Genomic DNA, 17856 nt, shown 5'->3' on the forward strand with positions numbered 1-17856 from the left:
TCGCGAGGGCTTGCCCGGGACTTTCCCCGGCCTTTGAAACGCCTTTGGAGTGACGAGTGAACCTCTGTACCCGTGACACCGTCCTAGAGGGCGCAATGTCGCCGGATGCCCGAATCGGCACCGGATTCAAGGTCTCTCGCGGAACTACGGGATGCGATGTCTGTCAGGACAGATGAGGAAATGTCGGGCGGGGTTCCGACCCGATCACGCAGGGCGCGGCGCGTGTTCCGGGGTCCGCGCCCCGAGGCCGTCCCGGTCCTCGTCGCCAGGGCGTGCACGCTCGTGGGCCTCCTGGACATCGCCGCGGGCGTCTTCCCGCGCTTCCGGCACAGCCGTATGCACAGCCTCGCCGAGGTGCTGCCGGGCGCGCTCGGTCCGTTCGCGGCGGCCCTCTCGCTGAGCACCGGCGTGCTGTTGCTGCTGCTCGCGCACGGGCTCAGGCGCGGCAAGCGCCGCGCGTGGCGCGCCGGGGTGGCGCTGCTGCCGGCGGGCGCGGTGACGCAGTTCACGTACCGGCACTCGCTCCTCGGCGTGGTCATCTCGCTGGCGCTGCTGGCAGCGCTGCTGCGCCACCGCGACCAGTTCGCGGCGCTGCCGGACCCGCGCAGCCGGTGGCGGGCGCTCGCGAACTTCGTTCTCATGGGTGCCGGCTCCCTCATGCTCGGATTGATCATCGTCAGCGTCCACCCGAATCGCATGGTGGGCGACCCGAGCCTGGCCGATCGCATTACGCACGTCCTCTACGGTCTGTTCGGCTTCGAAGGACCGGTCGACTACCAGGGAGACACCTCCTGGACGGTCGCCTTCTCCCTCGGCGCTCTCGGACTGCTCACCGCCGTCACCACCATCTACCTCGCCCTGCGCCCCGAACACCCGGCGGCGCGCCTGACGGAGGAGGACGAGGCCCGTTTGCGCGCGCTGCTCGCCAAGCACGGCGGCCGCGACTCGCTCGGCCACTTCGCGCTGCGCCGCGACAAGGCCGTCGTCTTCTCGCCCAGCGGCAAGGCGGCGGTGACCTACCGCGTCGTGTGCGGGGTGATGCTCGCCAGCGGCGACCCCATCGGGGACGTCGAGGCCTGGCCGGGCGCCATCGAACGCTTCATGGACGAGGCCAGGGCCCACTCCTGGACGCCGGCCGTCATGGGCTGCTCGGAGACGGGCGGTGAGGTGTGGACCCGGGAGACCGGCCTCGACGCCCTGGAACTCGGCGACGAGGCGGTGGTGGACGTCGCGGATTTCTCGCTCGCCGGCCGCGCGATGCGCAACGTGCGCCAGATGGTCAAGCGCATCGAGCGGGCCGGATACGAAACCCGGGTACGACGTGTCCGTGACCTCGGCGAGACCGAGCTGGAGCGGATCCGGCGGGCCGCCGACGCCTGGCGCGGCACCGACACCGAACGCGGCTTCTCCATGGCGCTGGGCCGCATCGGCGACCCCGCCGACGGCGACTGCCTCATCGCCACCGCCCACAAGGCCGACGCCGAGCCGGGGCCGTACGGCGACCTGAAGGCGATCCTGCACTTCGTGCCGTGGGGCCCGGACGGCGCGTCGCTGGACCTGATGCGCCGGGACCGTTCGGCCGACCCCGGCATGAACGAACTGCTGATCGTCGCCGCCCTCCAGGCCGCGCCCCGCCTCGGCATCACGCGCGTGTCGCTCAACTTCGCGATGTTCCGCTCCGCGCTCGCGCGGGGCGAGAAGATCGGGGCGGGTCCGGTGCTGCGTGCCTGGCGCGGGCTGCTGGTGTTCCTCTCCCGCTGGTTCCAGATCGAGTCGCTGTACCGGTTCAACGCCAAGTTCCAGCCCCGCTGGGAGCCGCGCTTCGTGGTCTACCGGGCGTCGGCCGACCTGCCGCGCATCGGCTTCGCCGCCATGCAGGCGGAGGGCTTCGTCGACCTCGCCCTGCCGCTGCCGCGCTCCCTGCGCCGCCGGACGGCCGCCCGGCGCGCGTGCGCCCACGCGGTGGCGGAACGGAACGTACGCGCGGCCTGAGCGGCGGAACGTCCGTGTGGCCTGAGCGGCGACGGCGGCCCGGCCGGACCCGCGGGGCCCGGCCCTGGGCCTACGCTGAACGTATGAGCAAGCACAGCGGACGCGGGCGCGTCGCGGGCCTACCGGAATGGGACCGCTGCGCGGTCATGGGAGTGGTGAACGTCACCCCCGATTCCTTCTCCGACGGCGGCCGCTTCTTCGACACCACGGCCGCCGTCAAGCACGGCCTGGACCTGGTCGGCGAGGGAGCCGACCTGGTCGACGTCGGCGGCGAGTCCACCCGCCCGGGCGCCACCCGCGTCGACGAGGCCGAGGAACTCAGGCGCGTCGTCCCGGTCGTGCGCGGTCTCGCGTCCGAGGGCGTCACCGTGTCCGTCGACACCATGCGCGCCTCCGTCGCCGAACGGGCCCTCGCCGCCGGCGCCGTCCTCGTCAACGACGTCAGCGGCGGCCTCGCCGACCCCGCGATGATTCCGGTCGTCGCCGGGGCGGGCGCCCCCTTCGTCGTCATGCACTGGCGCGGCTTCCTGGAGGGCGGCAACGTCAGGGGCGTGTACGACGACGTCGTCACCGAGGTCGTCGACGAACTGCGCGCGCGCGTGGAGGCCGTCCTGGCCGGCGGCATCGCCCCCGACCGAGTCGTCGTCGACCCCGGCCTCGGCTTCTCCAAGGACGCCGGACACGACCTCACGCTGCTGGCCCACCTCGACCGCCTGCTCGGTCTCGGCCACCCGCTGCTCGTCGCCGCCTCCCGCAAGCGGTTCCTGGGGCGCGTGCTCGCCGGGCCCGAGGGCGCGCCGCCGCCCGCGCGCGAGCGCGACGCCGCCACGGCCGCCGTGTCCGCGCTCGCGGCCGCCGCCGGCGCCTGGGCGGTGCGCGTGCACGAGGTGCGCGCGACCGCGGACGCGGTACGGGTCGCGCGCGCCGTGGAGGAGGCGCGCTCCGCGGCCGGTGCGCCAGGAGCCGATGACACACACCCGGCGCATGCGTCGGAGCACAAGCCCGGCGCGGACACCACGAGCGGGGCGCGAATCTCGGCGAGTACACCTGGAGCGGACACCACGAGCGGGGCGCCAGCCTCGGCGGGTGCGCCCGGCGCAGGCACCACGAGCGGGGCGCGAACCTCCGAGCGGGCGCCCGGCGCGCACTCCCCCGCACCGGGCGGCGGATCCCCCGAGGGAGCCCGGTGAGCGCCCCCCACACCGACGTCGAACAGGTCGAGGCCGCCAACACGGCCTTCTACGAAGCGCTGGAACGCGGCGACTTCGAGGAGCTCGCCTCGCTCTGGCTCACCCCGGCCGACCTCGGTGTCGACGAGGAGTACCACGACCCCGCCGACACCGGCGTGATCTCCTGCGTGCATCCGGGCTGGCCCGTGCTCACCGGCCGCGGCGAGGTCCTGCGGTCGTACGCGCTGATCATGGCGAACACCGACTACATCCAGTTCTTCCTCACCGACGTGCACGTCTCCGTCACCGGCGACACCGCCGTGGTGACCTGCACGGAGAACATCCTCAGCGGCGGCCCGGCCCCCGAGGAGGGCGACGAGCTCGGACCGCTCGTGGGCCAGCTCGTGGTCGCCACGAACGTCTTCCGCCGCACACCCGACGGCTGGAAGCTGTGGTCCCACCACGCCTCTCCCGTCATGGCCGAGAACGACGAGGACGAGGAGGAGGACACCCCCTCCTGAGCGGGCGTGGCGGACGGCCGCCCGGAGCAAGAAGTGGTTGGAATCACGGCGCCCTGGGTAGGGGCGGCTACCGACCGGTGAGCCGCCGGGTTCCCCCGGGAGAACGCACGATGAAGACTCCCGGCCCCGGCACAGGCCCGCGCCCCCGCGGCCCGGCCCTGTCAGTGCCCGCAGGTAGATTCGTTCGCAGCCGGTGTGCCGCCCGCACGGGGTACGGACCGGCCGTCACCGACGATTGCAGGAGTGATTCGCGTGGATCGTGTCGCGCTGCGCGGCCTGAGGGCCCGCGGGCACCACGGTGTGTTCCCCGAGGAGCGCGAGGAGGGCCAGACCTTCGTCGTGGACCTCGTCCTCGGCCTGGACACCCGCCCGGCCGCCGCCGACGACGACCTGGCGAAGACCGTGCACTACGGCATCGTCGCGGAGGAGGTCGTGGCCGTCGTCCAGGGCGAGCCGGTCAACCTCATCGAGACGCTCGCCGAGCGCATCGCCCACGTCTGCCTGCGGCACGACGGGGTCCAGGAGGTCGAGGTCTGCGTCCACAAACCGGACGCGCCGATCACGGTGCCCTTCGACGACGTGACCGTCACCATCACCCGGAGCCGAGTATGAGCGCGCCCTTCGCCAAGGGTCACAGCGACCCGACCGTACAGCCGGTGCCCGCCTCCGTGGTGCAGCAGGTGGACGCCGCCGACACCACCCTCCACAACCCCAAACGCGCCGTGATCTCCCTCGGCTCGAACCTCGGCAACCGCCTGGAGACCCTCCAGGGCGCCGTCGACGCCCTGGAGGACACCCCCGGCGTCCGCGTCAAGGCGGTCTCCCCCGTCTACGAGACGGAGCCGTGGGGCGTCGAGCCGGGCAGCCAGCCGTCGTACTTCAACGCCGTGGTGGTCCTCAAGACCACCCTCCCCCCGTCCTCCCTGCTGGAGCGGGCGCACGCGGTCGAGGATGCCTTCCACCGGGTACGGGACGAACGCTGGGGCGCCCGCACCCTGGACGTCGACATCGTCGCCTACGACGGTGTGCTCTCCGACGACCCGCACCTCACCCTGCCCCACCCGCGCGCCCACGAGCGCGCCTTCGTGCTGGCCCCCTGGCACGACGTGGAGCCCGACGCCCAGCTGCCCGGCCGCGGCACGGTCGCCGGCCTCCTCGACGCCGTCACACGCGAAGGCGTCGCACCCCGCAAGGACCTGGAACTTCACCTGCCCGAATAGCCGTTAAGGTCAAGACGAGCCAGGAAGAGCACAGTCCGGGACCGGTCCGGGGGAGCTGAAGGGACACCGTGAAAGAGCTGCGCATCAGGATGCTGGCCGGCGTCTTCGTCGTGGCCGGCGTCCTGTCCTGGGCCGGTGCCCGCCTCTGGAACTCGGTGGGGACCCTGCCCAGCGTCCCGCTGGCCGCGCCGATCGTCCTGGCCCTGATCGCCGTCGTCCTGCTCGCCACTGCGCTGTCGATCCGCGCCCGCCTCAAGGCCCAGCGCGAACGCCGCCCCGAGGCCAAGGGCGTCGACCCGCTGATGGCGGCCCGCGCGGTCGTCTTCGGCCAGTCCAGCGCCCTGGTAGCCGCCCTCGTGGCCGGCATGTACGGCGGCACGGGCGTCTTCCTCCTGGAACTCCTGGACATCCCCGCCCGCCGCGACCAGGCCGTCTACGCCGGCTTCTCCGTCGTCGCGGGCATCGCCGTCGTGGCCGCGGCCCTGTTCCTGGAGCGCGTCTGCAGACTCCCGGAGGACGACGAACACAACGGCACCGGAGCGGCCCCGGCGCGGTGAGGGGCCCGGCGTGACGGGGCCGTGAGGGGCCCGGCGTGACGGGGCGGAGCCTCAGCGCGCCATGATCAGCCTCAGCGCGCCATGATCAGCCTGAGCGCGCCCTGATCGGGCTCAGCGCACCATGATCGGGCTCAGCGCGCCATGATCAGGCTCATCGCCTCGTTGCGGGTGGCGGGGTCGCGCAGCTGGCCGCGAACCGCCGACGTTATGGTCTTGGCCCCGGGCTTGCGGACGCCCCGCATCGACATGCACATGTGCTCGCACTCGACGACGACGATGACGCCCCGCGGCTCCAGTATCTGCATCAGCGAGTCGGCGACCTGCGTGGTGAGACGTTCCTGCACCTGAGGCCGACGGGCGTAGACGTCCACGAGACGGGCCAGCTTCGACAGGCCCGTGATCTTCCCGTCGGCGGACGGGATGTACCCGACATGGGCGACGCCGACGAACGGCACGAGGTGGTGCTCGCACGAGCTCAGCACCTCGATGTCCTTCACGAGCACCATCTCGTCGTGCCCCAGGTCGAACGTGGTGGTCAGCACGTCCTCGGGCTTCTGCCACAGGCCCGCGAAGATCTCCTTGTACGCCCGCGCCACCCGCGCCGGCGTCTCCCTCAGCCCCTCGCGGTCGGGGTCCTCGCCGACCGCGAGGAGGAGTTCACGCACGGCGTTCTCGGCGCGCTTCTCGTCGAACTCGCCGATCGCGCGCTCGCCGTCGTCCAGCGTCACGGGGTCGGTCATGTGCTGCCTCGTTCCTGTGCGGGTCGCGCGCGGGGCCACGCGCCTGGTCTGCGTGCATACGAAATGAAATGCCGCGCCCCCCAAGGCTAGAACCTTGGGGGGCGCGGCATCCATTCCGGGCCCGGTGGGGCCGGTCGAGGTGCCCGATCAGGTCTCGGGGCGCTCCTCGGGGGCCGGCTCGGTCACCGGGGAGTGCTCCGTCGCCGTCGACTTGGCGGTGGAGATCGCCGGGGTCGCGCCGTTCGCACCGTTGGTCAGTGCGAGCTCCTTGGGGGAGAGCACCGGCGGGCGGGTGGACGGGGTGCGCCGCGAGGAACCGGTCCAGGCGGGCCGCGGCGGGCGCTTGACGATGGTGGCGAAGATCTCGGCGATCTCCTCCTTGCCCAGCGTCTCCTTCTCCAGCAGCTGCAGCACCAGGTTGTCGAGGACGTCGCGGTTCTCGACCAGGATCTCCCAGGCCTCGTTGTGCGCGTTCTCGATGAGCTTCTTGACTTCCTCGTCGACCAGCGCGGCGACCTCTTCCGAGTAGTCGCGCTGGTGAGCCATCTCACGGCCGAGGAACGGCTCGGTGTTGTCGCCGCCGAACTTGATCGCGCCGAGACGCTCGGTCATGCCGTACTGCGTGACCATCGCGCGGGCGGTGGCCGTGGCCTTCTCGATGTCGTTGGCCGCGCCCGTGGTCGGGTCGTGGAAGACGAGCTCCTCGGCCGCGCGGCCGCCCAGCATGTAGGCCAGCTGGTCCAGCATCTCGTTGCGGGTCGTGGAGTACTTGTCCTCGTCCGGGAGCACCATCGTGTAGCCGAGGGCCCGGCCGCGGGACAGGATGGTGATCTTGTGGACCGGGTCGGAGTTGGGCGAGGCCGCCGCGACCAGGGCGTGTCCGCCCTCGTGGTACGCGGTGATCTTCTTCTCCTTGTCCGACATGATCCGGGTCCGCTTCTGCGGGCCCGCCACCACGCGGTCGATCGCCTCGTCCAGCATGGCGTTGTCGATCAGCTTCTTGTCGCTGCGGGCCGTCAGCAGGGCCGCCTCGTTCAGCACGTTCGACAGGTCCGCGCCGGTGAAGCCCGGCGTACGGCGGGCGACGGCGGCGAGGTCGACGTCCGGGGCGACCGGCTTGCCCTTCTGGTGGACCTTGAGGATCTCCAGACGGCCCTGCAGGTCCGGCGGGTCGACCGCGATCTGGCGGTCGAACCGGCCGGGCCGCAGCAGGGCCGGGTCGAGGATGTCGGGCCGGTTCGTGGCGGCGATGAGGATCACACCGCCCTTGACGTCGAAGCCGTCCATCTCGACGAGCAGCTGGTTCAGCGTCTGCTCGCGCTCGTCGTGACCGCCGCCGAGGCCGGCGCCGCGGTGGCGGCCGACCGCGTCGATCTCGTCGACGAAGACGATCGCCGGGGCGTTCGCCTTGGCCTGCTCGAACAGGTCGCGGACGCGGGAGGCGCCGACGCCGACGAACATCTCGACGAAGTCGGAACCGGAGATCGAGTAGAAGGGCACCCCGGCCTCGCCGGCGACGGCGCGCGCGAGGAGCGTCTTGCCGGTGCCGGGACGGCCGTACAGCAGCACGCCCTTGGGGATCTTGGCGCCGACGGCCTGGAACTTGGCCGGTTCCTGCAGGAACTCCTTGATCTCCTGAAGCTCCTCGACGGCCTCGTCACAGCCCGCGACGTCCGAGAACGTCGTCTTCGGGGTGTCCTTGGTGATGAGCTTGGCCTTGGACTTGCCGAAGTTCATCACCCGGGAGCCGCCGCCCTGCATCTGGTTCATCAGGAACAGGAAGACGACCACGATGAGGACGAAGGGGAGCAGGGAGAGCAGGATGTTGAGGAACGGGTTCTGCTTGGACGGCGACACCGTGTAGCCGTCCGGGATCTGCTTGTCCTGGTACTTGGTCTGCAGCGTGTTGGCGATGGTCACGCCCTGGTCGCCGATGTAGCTCGCCTGGATCTTCGAGCTGCCCTTGACCTTTTCGCCGTCCTTGAGCTGGACCTTGATGGTCTGCTCGTCACCGGTGGTCAGCTTGGCCGATTCCACCTTGTTGGCGTTGATCGCTGCGACGACCTGGCCGGTGTCCACCGTCTTGTAGCCGCCGGACGAGCCGACGACCTGCATCAACACGACCACGGCAAGGACGGCCAGCACGATCCACATGACCGGCCCACGGAAGTATCGCTTCACGTCCATCCACACGGAGCGGTGCCGCCCCGTCCCTCCTGCCATAGTGAGTTTGATAAGACAGTTCTTCTGACGGTACCCCAGCATTGTCGCGCGACGCCGCACGGAACGGCTGGCGGACCCGTCTGGTTGCTTCAACGGCGAGGAACCCCGAGGGGTTCCCGATCATCTCCGGAAGACTGGCCCGTACGGGCTCAGCCGCCGTAGACGTGGGGCGCGAGCGTACCGACGAACGGGAGGTTGCGGTACTTCTCGGCGTAGTCGAGGCCGTAGCCCACGACGAACTCGTTGGGGATGTCGAAACCGACCCATTCCACGTCGATGGCGACCTTGGCGGCCTCCGGCTTGCGCAGCAGCGTGCAGACCTTGAGCGACGCCGGTTCGCGCGAGCCGAGGTTGGAGATCAGCCAGGACAGGGTCAGGCCGGAGTCGATGATGTCCTCGACGATCAGGACGTGCTTGCCCTTGATGTCGGTGTCGAGGTCCTTGAGGATCCGCACGACGCCGGAGGACTGCGTGCCCGCGCCGTACGACGACACGGCCATCCAGTCCATGGTGACGGGGGTGGACAGCGCCCGGGCCAGGTCGGCCATGACCATCACCGCGCCCTTGAGGACACCGACGATGAGCAGGTCCTTGCCCGCGTACTCCACGTCGATCTTCGCGGCCAGCTCGGCCAGCTTCGCGTCGATCTCTTCCTTGGTGATGAGTACCTGCTGAAGGTCGGCACCCATGTCTTTCGCGTCCACCCGCATCACTTTCGGTCGGTTGATCCCACCGGCTGCACCCCCCTGCGAGGGGTGAGGATTCAGCCTTGCCGAATCACCAGTCTGCCACCCTGCCGCCGGGCGACGACTTTGCCGGGGAGGTTGATGGCTCCCTGGCCGCGCCAGCCGGTGATCAGCCGGTCGACCTCTTCGATGTGGCCGGCGAACAGCGACCCGGCGGGCGAGCCGGCTTCGATGAGGGCCCGGCGCAGGACGCGGCGGCGCACGGCGGAGGGCAGCGCGAAGAGCTTGGCGCACTCCAGGAGGCCCGCCGCGTCACGGACGGTGGCGTCGGCCTGCCCGGCCCAGGCGTCCAGGGCGTCGGCGTCGTCGCGGGAGAGCCGGGCCGTGCGGGCGAGGGCTTCGACGACGCCCTTGCCGAGGGCCTTCTCGAGGGCGGGCAGGCCCTCGTGGCGCAGCCGGGAGCGGGTGTAGGCGGGGTCGGCGTTGTGCGGGTCGTCCCAGACGGGCAGGGACTGGACCATGCAGGCCTTGCGGGCGGTCTGCCGGTCGAGTGCGAGGAAGGGACGGCGGTAACGGCCGCCGGCCCCCGAGACCGCGGCCATTCCGGACAGGGAGCGGATGCCGGAACCGCGGGCGAGGCCCAGCAGGACGGTTTCGGCTTGGTCGTCGCGGGTGTGGCCGAGCAGGACGGCGGCGGCGCCGTGGCGTTCGGCGGCGGCGTCGAGGGCGGCGTACCGGGCGTCGCGGGCGGCGGCTTCCGGTCCGCCCGCACGGCCGACGGTCACGGCGACGGACTCGGCCGGCGTGAGACCGAGGCCGGTCAGGCGTAGGACGACCTCGGCGGCGCGCAGGTCGGAGCCGGGCTGCAGACCGTGGTCGACGGTGACGCCGCCGGCCCGGACGCCGAGCTTGGGGGCCTCGAACGCGAGGGCCGAGGCGAGGGCCATGGAGTCGGCGCCGCCGGAGCACGCGACGAGCACGAGCGGCGCCGGCAGCGGCTCGTCCAGGGTGTCGCCGTGGGCACGGCTGTGTTCGGTGAGGATGTCGTGGAGGACGCGGCGGACCGCCAGGCGTATCGCCGCGACCGCAGGATGGGGACCCATGTCCGGTTCCCTTCATGAAGTTGTCGGGGGTGAGCCCCGAGCCCGGTCACTCAGAGTGTGTAGATGGTGACAGAACCGGGGCGTTACCCGAGCATTGCACGCCTACCCCTGGCTCACGGTCCCTCGGACGGGTGATTGGCGGGGCGTCCTTCTGCCGTCGGCCGGTTTCTTCTCACTACCTTCCCAGGGCGTTCACGGGGTTCCGGGTTTGCCCGGGGTCCCCGTCTCTCACGTCACTGCTCCGCCTTGCGGTGCACCCGTGTGACCCAGTCCGCCGGGGCGGCGATCTCCGCCTTGGTCGGCAGGGTGTTGGGCGAGGTCCACACGCGGTTGAAGCCGTCCACCCCGACCTGGTCGACGACGGCCCGCACGAAGCGTTCGCCGTCCCGGTACTGCCGGAGTTTGGCGTCCAGACCCAGCAGCTTGCGCAGGGCCATGTCCAGCCGGGAGGCGCCCTTGGCGCGGCGCTGCTGGAACTTCTCGCGGATCTCCGCGACGGTCGGCACGACGTCCGGGCCGACGCCGTCCATCACGAAGTCGGCGTGGCCCTCCAGCAGGGACATCACGGCGGTGAGGCGGCCGAGGATCTCGCGCTGGGCCGGGGTCTGGACGAGTTCCACGAAGGACCGTCCGCCGTCGTCCTCCTCGCCCTCGGGGCGGCCGCCGACGAGCGACTGGGCGGCGTCCCGGACGCGTTCCAGGACCGTCACCGGGTCGACGTCGGTCTCGGCCAGGAACGACTGGATCTCGCCCTCGAGGTGGTCCCGCAGCCACGGCACCGCGCTGAACTGTGTGCGGTGCGTCTCCTCGTGCAGGCACACCCACAGGCGGAAGTCGTGCGGCTCGACGTCGAGTTCGCGTTCGACGTGGACGATGTTGGGGGCGACGAGCAGCAGCCGGCCGCCGCCGTTCCCGCCGGCGGGCAGGTCGCGGGTGGCCGGGGCGAAGGTCTCGTACTGGCCGAGGACGCGGGAGGCCAGGAAGGACAGCAGCATCCCGAGTTCGACGCCGGTGACCTTGCCGCCGACGGCGCCGAGGACCGCGCCCGCCGGACTGTTGCCGCGCCGCGCCTCCATCTTGTCGAGCAGCGGTTTGAGGATCTCCCGGAACCCGGCGACGTTCGCCCGGACCCAGCCTGGCCGGTCGACGACGAGGACAGGCGTGTCGTGGATCTCCTCGGTGCCCATCCGGGTGAACGCCCGGACGTGCTCCTCCGAGGACTTGGCGTGCCGGCGCAGCTCCGCGACGACGGCCCGGGCCTCGTCGCGGCTGACGTCGGGGCCCGGCCGTACGAGCCGGGTCGCGGTCGCCACCGCGAGGTTCCAGTCGACCATCCCAGAAGAAGCAGCACCACCGATGCTCGTCATGCGTCAACGGTACGTGAGCGTCCCCGCCGCGGGCAGGGCGCGGAGGCGCGGGGACGGCCCACCGGGGCGCCCGGCCGTCGACGGCAGCGGAGGCGCGGAGGCCGGCCCGCCCGACTGCCCGGCCGCCACCACCACAGCCAAGGCACAGGCACAGGCACAGGCACAGGCGCAGGCGCAGGCGCAGGCGCAGGCGCAGGCACAGCCCACCAGGCCGCCCGGCCGTCAACCGCAGCCGCAGGCCGCCAGCGCCGTGGCCGTTCGGTCGAGGGCCGTCTGGGCCGCCGTCGCGCTGACCGTGTCCGAGGCCAGGAACGCGAAGGACAGCAGGCGGCCGTCGCGGTCGACGACGGTCCCGGCGAGGGTGTTCACGCCGGTCAGCGTGCCCGTCTTGGCCCGTACGACGCCTGCCGCGCCGTCCGTGTAGCGGCTGCTCAGGGTGCCGGTGAAGCCGGCCACGGGCAGGCCGGTGAGGACCGGGCGCAGTTCGGGGTGGCCGGTGTCGCCCGCCTCGGCCAGGAGGGCGGTGAGCAGGCCGGCGGTGAGGCGGTCGGCGCGGTCCAGGCCGCTGCCGTCGTGGAAGGCGGCCTTGCCGACCGGCAGTCCGAGCGCCTTGAGCCGGGCGGCGATCGCGGCGGCGCCGCCGTCGAAGCTCGCCGGGCGGCCCGTCGCGACGGCCGTCTGGCGGGCCAGGGCCTCGGCGATGTCGTTGTCGCTGTTGGTCAGCATGCGCTCGACCAGGGCGGAGAGCGGGGGCGAGGACACGGCGGCGAGGTTCTCGGCGCGGTTCGTGGCCTTGGAGGGTCCCGGAGAGGTGGCCTTGATGCCGTGGTCCTCCAGGAGGGCGCCGAAGGCGCGGGCCGCGTCCGCCGCGGGGTCCGCGACGCGGGGGGCGGGGCCGCTGGAGGAGTCGTCGGTGCGGGCCTCGTCGGTCATCAGGGCGGTGACGCGGGCGAGGTTGTCGTTGACGCCGATCGGGTGGACTTCGGGTCCGGTGTACAGGGTGGTGTCGTAGGAGAGGGTGACGCGGTGGACGTCGCGCTTCTTCAGGGCCGCGGCCGTCTTCGCGGCGAGCGTGCGCAGGCTCGCCCAGCCTCCGGAGTCGCCTCCGCGGGCGGTCAGGGTGGGGTCGCCGCCGCCGACCAGGACGAGTTCCCCGGTGTCGGGTTCCAGGGCGGCGCGGGTGGTGAGGCGGTGGTCGGCGCCCATCGCGGACAGGGCGGCGACGGCGGTGGCGATCTTCGTGGTGGAGGCGGGGGTGAGGGCGTCGTCGGCGCCGGCGCCGTAGAGGCGCTCGCCGGTGGCGACGTCGACGACCGCGGCGCTGTGGCGGCGGCCGAGCGCGGGGTCGTCCAGGAGCGGGTCCAGGACCGCGGCGAGGGCCTTCGCGGGCGGGGCGGCCTCGGCGGGGCCCGTGGCGCCGCCGAGGCCGGTCAGGACGGCGGCGGCGCTGGGGGCGGGGCGGGGCGCCCCGTCGGCCGCACCGAACGATCCGGATTCATCGGACGAACCGGATGAATCGTCACGACGCCCGTGATCTGCGCCACCCGTGCGCTCCAGGGCGACTGCCCGGTCCCGCTCGGCCGTACGCTGACCGGTGGAGTCCCACGGGCCCGCGGCGGTCACCACCGCGGCAGTCAGCGCCAGACCGGCGGTGGCGGCGCCCGCGGTGTACTGCCAGGTCTTGCCGGTGCCCGGCCTCGTGATCCGAGCGAGCTGCGGTCGCGCAGCGTCCGCGGCCCGCGCCAGACGCGGCCGCACGGCGTCCGCGGCCCGCGCGAGACGTGGCCGTACGGCGTCCGTCGCCCGTGCCAGACGCGGTCGTACGGTCCCGGCGGCCCGTGCCACACGGGGTCGTACGGCACCCGCGATCCGCGCCACATGCGGTCTCGCGGCCCGCCAAGGCCTCAGTTCGGGCACGACCACCAGCCCCTTTCGCGATCACACACCTGCGTGAGGGACACTTAACCACCAGAACTATGTGCTGATCATGGAGGAGCCACCGGTGGAGTTCGACGTCACGATCGAGATTCCGAAGGGTTCGCGGAACAAGTACGAGGTGGACCACGAGACCGGTCGGATCCGCCTGGACCGTCGGCTCTTCACCTCGACCGCCTACCCGACCGACTACGGCTTCGTCGAGAACACCCTCGGCGAGGACGGCGACCCGCTGGACGCGCTGGTCATCCTGGACGAGCCGACCTTCCCGGGCTGCCTCATCCGCTGCCGCGCGATCGGCATGTTCCGCATGACGGACGAGGCCGGCGGCGACGACAAGCTGCTGTGCGTGCCGTCGACGGACCCGCGCGTGGAGCACCTGCGTGACATCCACCACGTCTCCGAGTTCGACCGCCTGGAGATCCAGCACTTCTTCGAGGTCTACAAGGACCTCGAGCCCGGCAAGTCGGTGGAGGGCGCCAACTGGGTCGGCCGCACCGACGCCGAGGCCGAGATCGAGCGGTCCTACAAGCGCTTCAAGGAGCAGGGCGGTCACTGAGACCCGCCGCGCACAACCGGGCCGCACGCGCGCGCGTGCGGCCCGTCCGCGTTTCCGGGCGTCTCTGTGCGCATACTGGGGCGTACCGGAGGTGCGTAGCGGGAGCAGTGCGTGACGGAAGCGGAGGGCCGCAAGCCGCTGTCGGACGAGGTCAGGGGAACGTTCGAGGCCGAGACGACGTCCGAGTTCGCGATTCCCAGCGGGCTCGCCGTGCCGAGAGGCGGAGGCGAGCCGGAGACCACGTCCGAGTTCGCCGTGCCCCGAGGGCTGGACGTGCCGCAGCAGTCCGGCGCGGAGGCCGAGGGGTCGGCTTTCAGCCCGCCGCGCACCTACAGCGCGGGGCACGCTCCGCCCGCGTTCACGCCGCCCGGCGGTGTCCCGGTGGTCAGCCTGACCAAGGACGTGCCCTGGCAGGACCGGATGCGCACGATGCTGCGCATGCCGGTGGCCGAGCGTCCGGCGCCGGAGCCGCCCCCGAAGACCGAGGAGGGCGGTCCGGCCGTCCCGCGCGTGCTCGACCTGACCCTGCGCATCGGCGAGCTGCTGCTGGCGGGCGGCGAGGGCGCCGAGGACGTGGAGGCCGCGATGTTCGCGGTGTGCCGGTCCTACGGCCTGGACCGCTGCGAGCCGAACGTCACCTTCACGCTGCTGTCGATCTCGTACCAGCCGTCGCTGGTGGACGACCCGGTGACCGCGTCGCGCACGGTGCGCCGCAGGGCCACCGACTACACGCGGCTGGCGGCCGTGTTCCAGCTGGTGGACGACCTCAGCGACCCGGTGACGCACATCTCGCTGGAGGAGTCCTACCGGCGGCTCGCGGAGATCCGCCGCAACCGGCACCCGTACCCGACCTGGGTGCTCACGGCGGCGAGCGGGCTGCTGGCGGGGGCGGCCTCCGTGCTGGTCGGCGGCGGGGCGCCGGTGTTCGTGGCGGCCGCGATCGGGGCGATGCTCGGCGACCGGCTGGCATGGCTGTGCGCGGGCCGGGGGCTGCCGGAGTTCTACCAGTTCACGGTCGCCGCGATGCCGCCGGCCGCGATCGGCGTCGCGCTGACGGTGGCCCACGTGGACGTGAAGGCGTCCGCGGTCATCACCGGCGGACTGTTCGCGCTGCTGCCCGGACGGGCGCTGGTGGCGGGCGTGCAGGACGGCCTGACCGGCTTCTACATCACCGCCTCCGCGCGCCTGCTGGAGGTGATGTACCTCTTCGTCGGCATCGTCGTCGGGGTGCTGGTCGTCCTGTACTTCGGCGTGAACCTGGGCGCCAAGCTCAACCCGGACGCCGGCCTGAGCATCGAGGAGCGGCCGCTGTGGCAGCTGACCGCGTCGATGCTGCTGTCGCTGACGTTCGCGGTGCTGCTGCAGCAGGAGCGGTCCACCGTGCTCGCCGTGACCCTGAACGGCGGGGTGGCGTGGTCGGTGTACGGCGCGATGCACTACGCCGGCGGTCTGTCCCCGGTCGCCTCCACGGCCGCCGCGGCCGGGCTGGTGGGGCTGTTCGGGCAGCTGCTGTCGCGGTACCGGTTCGCCTCGGCGCTGCCGTACACGACCGCGGCGATCGGGCCGCTGCTGCCGGGGTCGGCGACGTACTTCGGGCTGCTGGCGATCGCGCAGAACGACGTGAACAAGGGGCTGGTGTCGCTGGCCACGGCGGCCTCGCTGGCCATGGCCATCGCCATCGGGGTCAACCTCGGGTCGGAGATCTCCCGGCTGTTCCTGCGGATCGGGTCCGCGGAGAAGCGGCGGGCGGCGAAGCGGACCCGGGGCTTCTAGTGCCGCCGGGTCCGGCCGCGTTCTCCTAGTAACCGCCGTTGTAGGGGTACTGCTGCTGGTCCCGCTGGTCGCCGTAGGGCTGCTGGGGCGGGTAGGTCTGCTGCGGGTACTGCTGGGCGTAGGGCTGCTGCCCGTAGTCCTGGCCGTAGTCCTGGCCGTAGTCCTGCTGGTACGGCTGCTGCTGTCCGTAGTCCTGCTGGTACGGCTGGTCCCGGTACGGCTGCTGCTGGGCCTGCTGCTGTCGGTCCGCCGTCGGCGGGACGCGGCGCAGCTGGGTGGTCGCGTCGTCCATCAGCGGGGGCTGGGGCTGCTGCTGGGCGGCGGCGGGCTCGGGCCGGGCGTTCTTGTTCTTGGAGCGGGCCCGCAGGAACTCGATGATGATCGGGATCACCGAGACGAGGACGATCAGGATGAGGATCGCCTCGATGTTCTTGTGGACGAAGCCCACGTTGCCGAGCCAGGAGCCCAGCAGCGTCACGCCGGCGCCCCACATGACGCCGCCGATGACGTTGAACGTGATGAACGAGCGGTACCGCATGCCGCTGACGCCCGCGATGATCGGCGTGAACGTCCGCACGATCGGGACGAACCGGGCCAGCACCAGCGACTTGGCGCCGTACTTCTCGAAGAACTCGTGCGCCTTGGTGACGTTCTCCTGCTTGAACAGGCGGGAGTCCGGCCGGGTGAAGAGGGACGGGCCGACCTTCTTGCCGAAGAGGTAGCCAGCCTGGTCGCCGAGCACCGCCGCGAGGCAGATCAGCGCGACGGCCGCCCACAGCGGGAAGTCCAGGGTGCCCGCGGTGATCAGCAGGCCGCAGGTGAACAGCAGCGAGTCGCCGGGCAGGAAGAACCCGATGAGCAGGCCCGATTCCGCGAACACGATGAGGAGCAGGCCCCAGATGCCGAACGTGTCGAGCAGATAGTTCGGATCCAGCCAGTTCGGGCCGAGGGCCAGCGTCGTCACGGTTCCGGGCTCCTGAGGGGTGGGCGGGTACGGCATCCTTGTGCGGCCGCACAAAGCTACCAACGCAATGTGTCCGCCCCGGGTTCCACCGGTGCCTCCAGGATGCCCTGTGCGACAGCCGGTACAAAGCCGAGGGCCCCCGGGGCGACTCCGTCCGGTGCCGAAGCCGCCGCTCACCGGGTGCCGAAGCCGCGGCTCACCGGATGCCGGAGCCGCCGCTCACCAGGGGCCGAAGCCGCGCTTCACCGGGTGGCGCGGTCGGCGTTCGCCGTGATCGCCTCCCTGAGGTGCTCGGCGAGTCCCGGCCGCATGGCGTCGTAGAACGCCTTGAACCGCTCGTCGGAGACGTACATGTCGCCCAGGCAGCGGTGCATGTCGTACGGGCACTCGTAATACCAGCGGGAGATGTGCCGGCGGTGCTCCTCGGCCAGGTCCATGGCCGCCTCACCGGTGGCGGGCTCGCCGGAGGCCATGAGGGCGGCGTAGCGCTCGCTCCAGTCGTCGACCTCTGCCTGCAGCCGTTTCCAGTCCTCCTTGGTGTAGCGGGCGGCCCGGCGCTGCGACTCGGCGTACCGCGCGGTGCCGCCCCAGCGTGCCTCCGCCTCCTCGGCGTACTGCTCGGGGTCCTTGTCGCCGAACACCTCGAACCGTTCCTCGGGCGTGAGGTTGATGCCCATCGTGCGTGCCTCCATGGCGTGCTCCACGGCCGCGGCCATCTTCTGCAGCCTCTCGATCCGGGCGGTCAGCAGTTCGTGCTGCCGGCGCAGGTGCGCGCGCGGGTCACCTCTGCCGGTGGCCAGGTCGTCGAGCAGGACCGCGACCTCGTCGAGCGGGAAGCCGAGCTCCCGGTAGAACAGGATCTGCTGCAGCCGGTCGAGGTCGGCGTCGCTGTAGCGCCGGTGGCCCGCTCGGCTGCGTTCGCTCGGGACGAGCAGGCCGATGTCGTCGTAGTGGTGCAGGGTGCGCACCGTGACGCCGGCGAAGCCCGCGACCTGTCCCACGGAGTAGCTCACCGCTTCCGCTCCCTTCTCGGTACGCCACCACCGT

15 protein-coding genes and 1 pseudogene are annotated in these 17856 nt (G+C 71.8%); 8 read left to right on the plus strand and 8 right to left on the minus strand.

Going from position 1 to position 17856, the window contains the following annotated elements:
• Positions 1-180 precede the first annotated feature (180 nt).
• The 6 genes and pseudogenes from AB0G63_RS06640 (at position 181) to AB0G63_RS06665 (ending at position 5459) form a co-directional block, all read left to right on the plus strand.
• Positions 181-1992: a phosphatidylglycerol lysyltransferase domain-containing protein gene (locus AB0G63_RS06640; protein WP_360745292.1), complete on the plus strand. Its 1812-nt coding sequence runs from the start codon at positions 181-183 to the stop codon at positions 1990-1992.
• 83 nt (positions 1993-2075) lie between these two features.
• Positions 2076-2936, plus strand: a pseudogene (folP, locus tag AB0G63_RS06645) (dihydropteroate synthase); the annotation flags it as partial.
• 242 nt (positions 2937-3178) lie between these two features.
• Positions 3179-3682 carry a nuclear transport factor 2 family protein gene (locus AB0G63_RS06650; protein WP_360745295.1) on the plus strand — a complete coding sequence of 168 codons (504 nt, stop codon included), beginning with the start codon at positions 3179-3181 and terminating at the stop codon, positions 3680-3682.
• Positions 3683-3934: 252 nt separating this feature from the next.
• Positions 3935-4294, plus strand: a complete 360-nt coding sequence (gene folB, locus AB0G63_RS06655; RefSeq protein WP_360745297.1) for a dihydroneopterin aldolase — start codon at positions 3935-3937, stop codon at positions 4292-4294.
• Positions 4291-4902, plus strand: coding sequence for a 2-amino-4-hydroxy-6-hydroxymethyldihydropteridine diphosphokinase (folK, locus tag AB0G63_RS06660; protein ID WP_360745300.1), 612 nt, complete (start codon positions 4291-4293; stop codon positions 4900-4902). Before folB ends, folK begins: the two co-directional genes overlap by 4 nt.
• Before the next feature lie 68 nt (positions 4903-4970).
• Positions 4971-5459, plus strand: coding sequence for a DUF3180 domain-containing protein (locus tag AB0G63_RS06665; protein WP_360745303.1), 489 nt, complete (start codon positions 4971-4973; stop codon positions 5457-5459).
• A gap of 131 nt (positions 5460-5590) precedes the next feature.
• Here the strand turns inward: AB0G63_RS06665 and folE are convergent, their stop codons facing one another.
• From folE to dacB, 6 genes are all read right to left on the minus strand, one after another.
• Positions 5591-6199 carry a GTP cyclohydrolase I FolE gene (gene folE / locus AB0G63_RS06670; RefSeq protein WP_360745306.1) on the minus strand — a complete coding sequence of 203 codons (609 nt, stop codon included), beginning with the start codon at positions 6197-6199 and terminating at the stop codon, positions 5591-5593.
• Positions 6200-6346: 147 nt separating this feature from the next.
• Positions 6347-8386 (minus strand): ATP-dependent zinc metalloprotease FtsH, encoded by a 2040-nt coding sequence (gene ftsH, locus AB0G63_RS06675; protein WP_360745737.1) that lies wholly within the window; start codon positions 8384-8386, stop codon positions 6347-6349.
• 185 nt (positions 8387-8571) lie between these two features.
• Complete coding sequence (hpt, locus tag AB0G63_RS06680) at positions 8572-9132, minus strand: hypoxanthine phosphoribosyltransferase (protein WP_324785585.1); 561 nt, start codon at positions 9130-9132, stop codon at positions 8572-8574.
• Positions 9133-9185: 53 nt separating this feature from the next.
• Positions 9186-10211 carry a tRNA lysidine(34) synthetase TilS gene (gene tilS, locus AB0G63_RS06685; protein WP_360745309.1) on the minus strand — a complete coding sequence of 342 codons (1026 nt, stop codon included), beginning with the start codon at positions 10209-10211 and terminating at the stop codon, positions 9186-9188.
• Between the two features lie 233 nt (positions 10212-10444).
• A complete protein-coding gene (locus AB0G63_RS06690; RefSeq protein WP_360745312.1) occupies positions 10445-11578 on the minus strand; it encodes a zinc-dependent metalloprotease in 1134 nt (377 codons plus the stop codon).
• A 222-nt stretch (positions 11579-11800) separates the two neighbouring features.
• The gene (gene dacB / locus AB0G63_RS06695; RefSeq protein WP_360745315.1) at positions 11801-13501 is read right to left on the minus strand and encodes a D-alanyl-D-alanine carboxypeptidase/D-alanyl-D-alanine-endopeptidase; all 1701 of its coding nucleotides are present in this window, start codon (positions 13499-13501) and stop codon (positions 11801-11803) included.
• Between the two features lie 79 nt (positions 13502-13580).
• Between dacB and AB0G63_RS06700 the strand changes: the two genes are divergently transcribed.
• Positions 13581-14072, plus strand: a complete 492-nt coding sequence (locus AB0G63_RS06700; RefSeq protein WP_029394330.1) for an inorganic diphosphatase — start codon at positions 13581-13583, stop codon at positions 14070-14072.
• A gap of 111 nt (positions 14073-14183) precedes the next feature.
• Positions 14184-15845 (plus strand): threonine/serine exporter family protein, encoded by a 1662-nt coding sequence (locus AB0G63_RS06705; RefSeq protein ID WP_360745318.1) that lies wholly within the window; start codon positions 14184-14186, stop codon positions 15843-15845.
• A 25-nt stretch (positions 15846-15870) separates the two neighbouring features.
• Here AB0G63_RS06705 and AB0G63_RS06710 read toward each other — a convergent pair whose 3' ends face one another.
• Together AB0G63_RS06710 and AB0G63_RS06715 are read right to left on the minus strand one after the other, a co-directional pair.
• Complete coding sequence (locus tag AB0G63_RS06710) at positions 15871-16809, minus strand: VTT domain-containing protein (RefSeq protein ID WP_360745321.1); 939 nt, start codon at positions 16807-16809, stop codon at positions 15871-15873.
• 242 nt (positions 16810-17051) lie between these two features.
• Positions 17052-17822 (minus strand): MerR family transcriptional regulator, encoded by a 771-nt coding sequence (locus AB0G63_RS06715; protein ID WP_360745324.1) that lies wholly within the window; start codon positions 17820-17822, stop codon positions 17052-17054.
• Between the last annotated feature and the right edge of the window lie 34 nt (positions 17823-17856).

This window comes from Streptomyces sp. NPDC020996, from assembly GCF_040641355.1.
Lineage (GTDB): Bacteria > Actinomycetota > Actinomycetes > Streptomycetales > Streptomycetaceae > Streptomyces.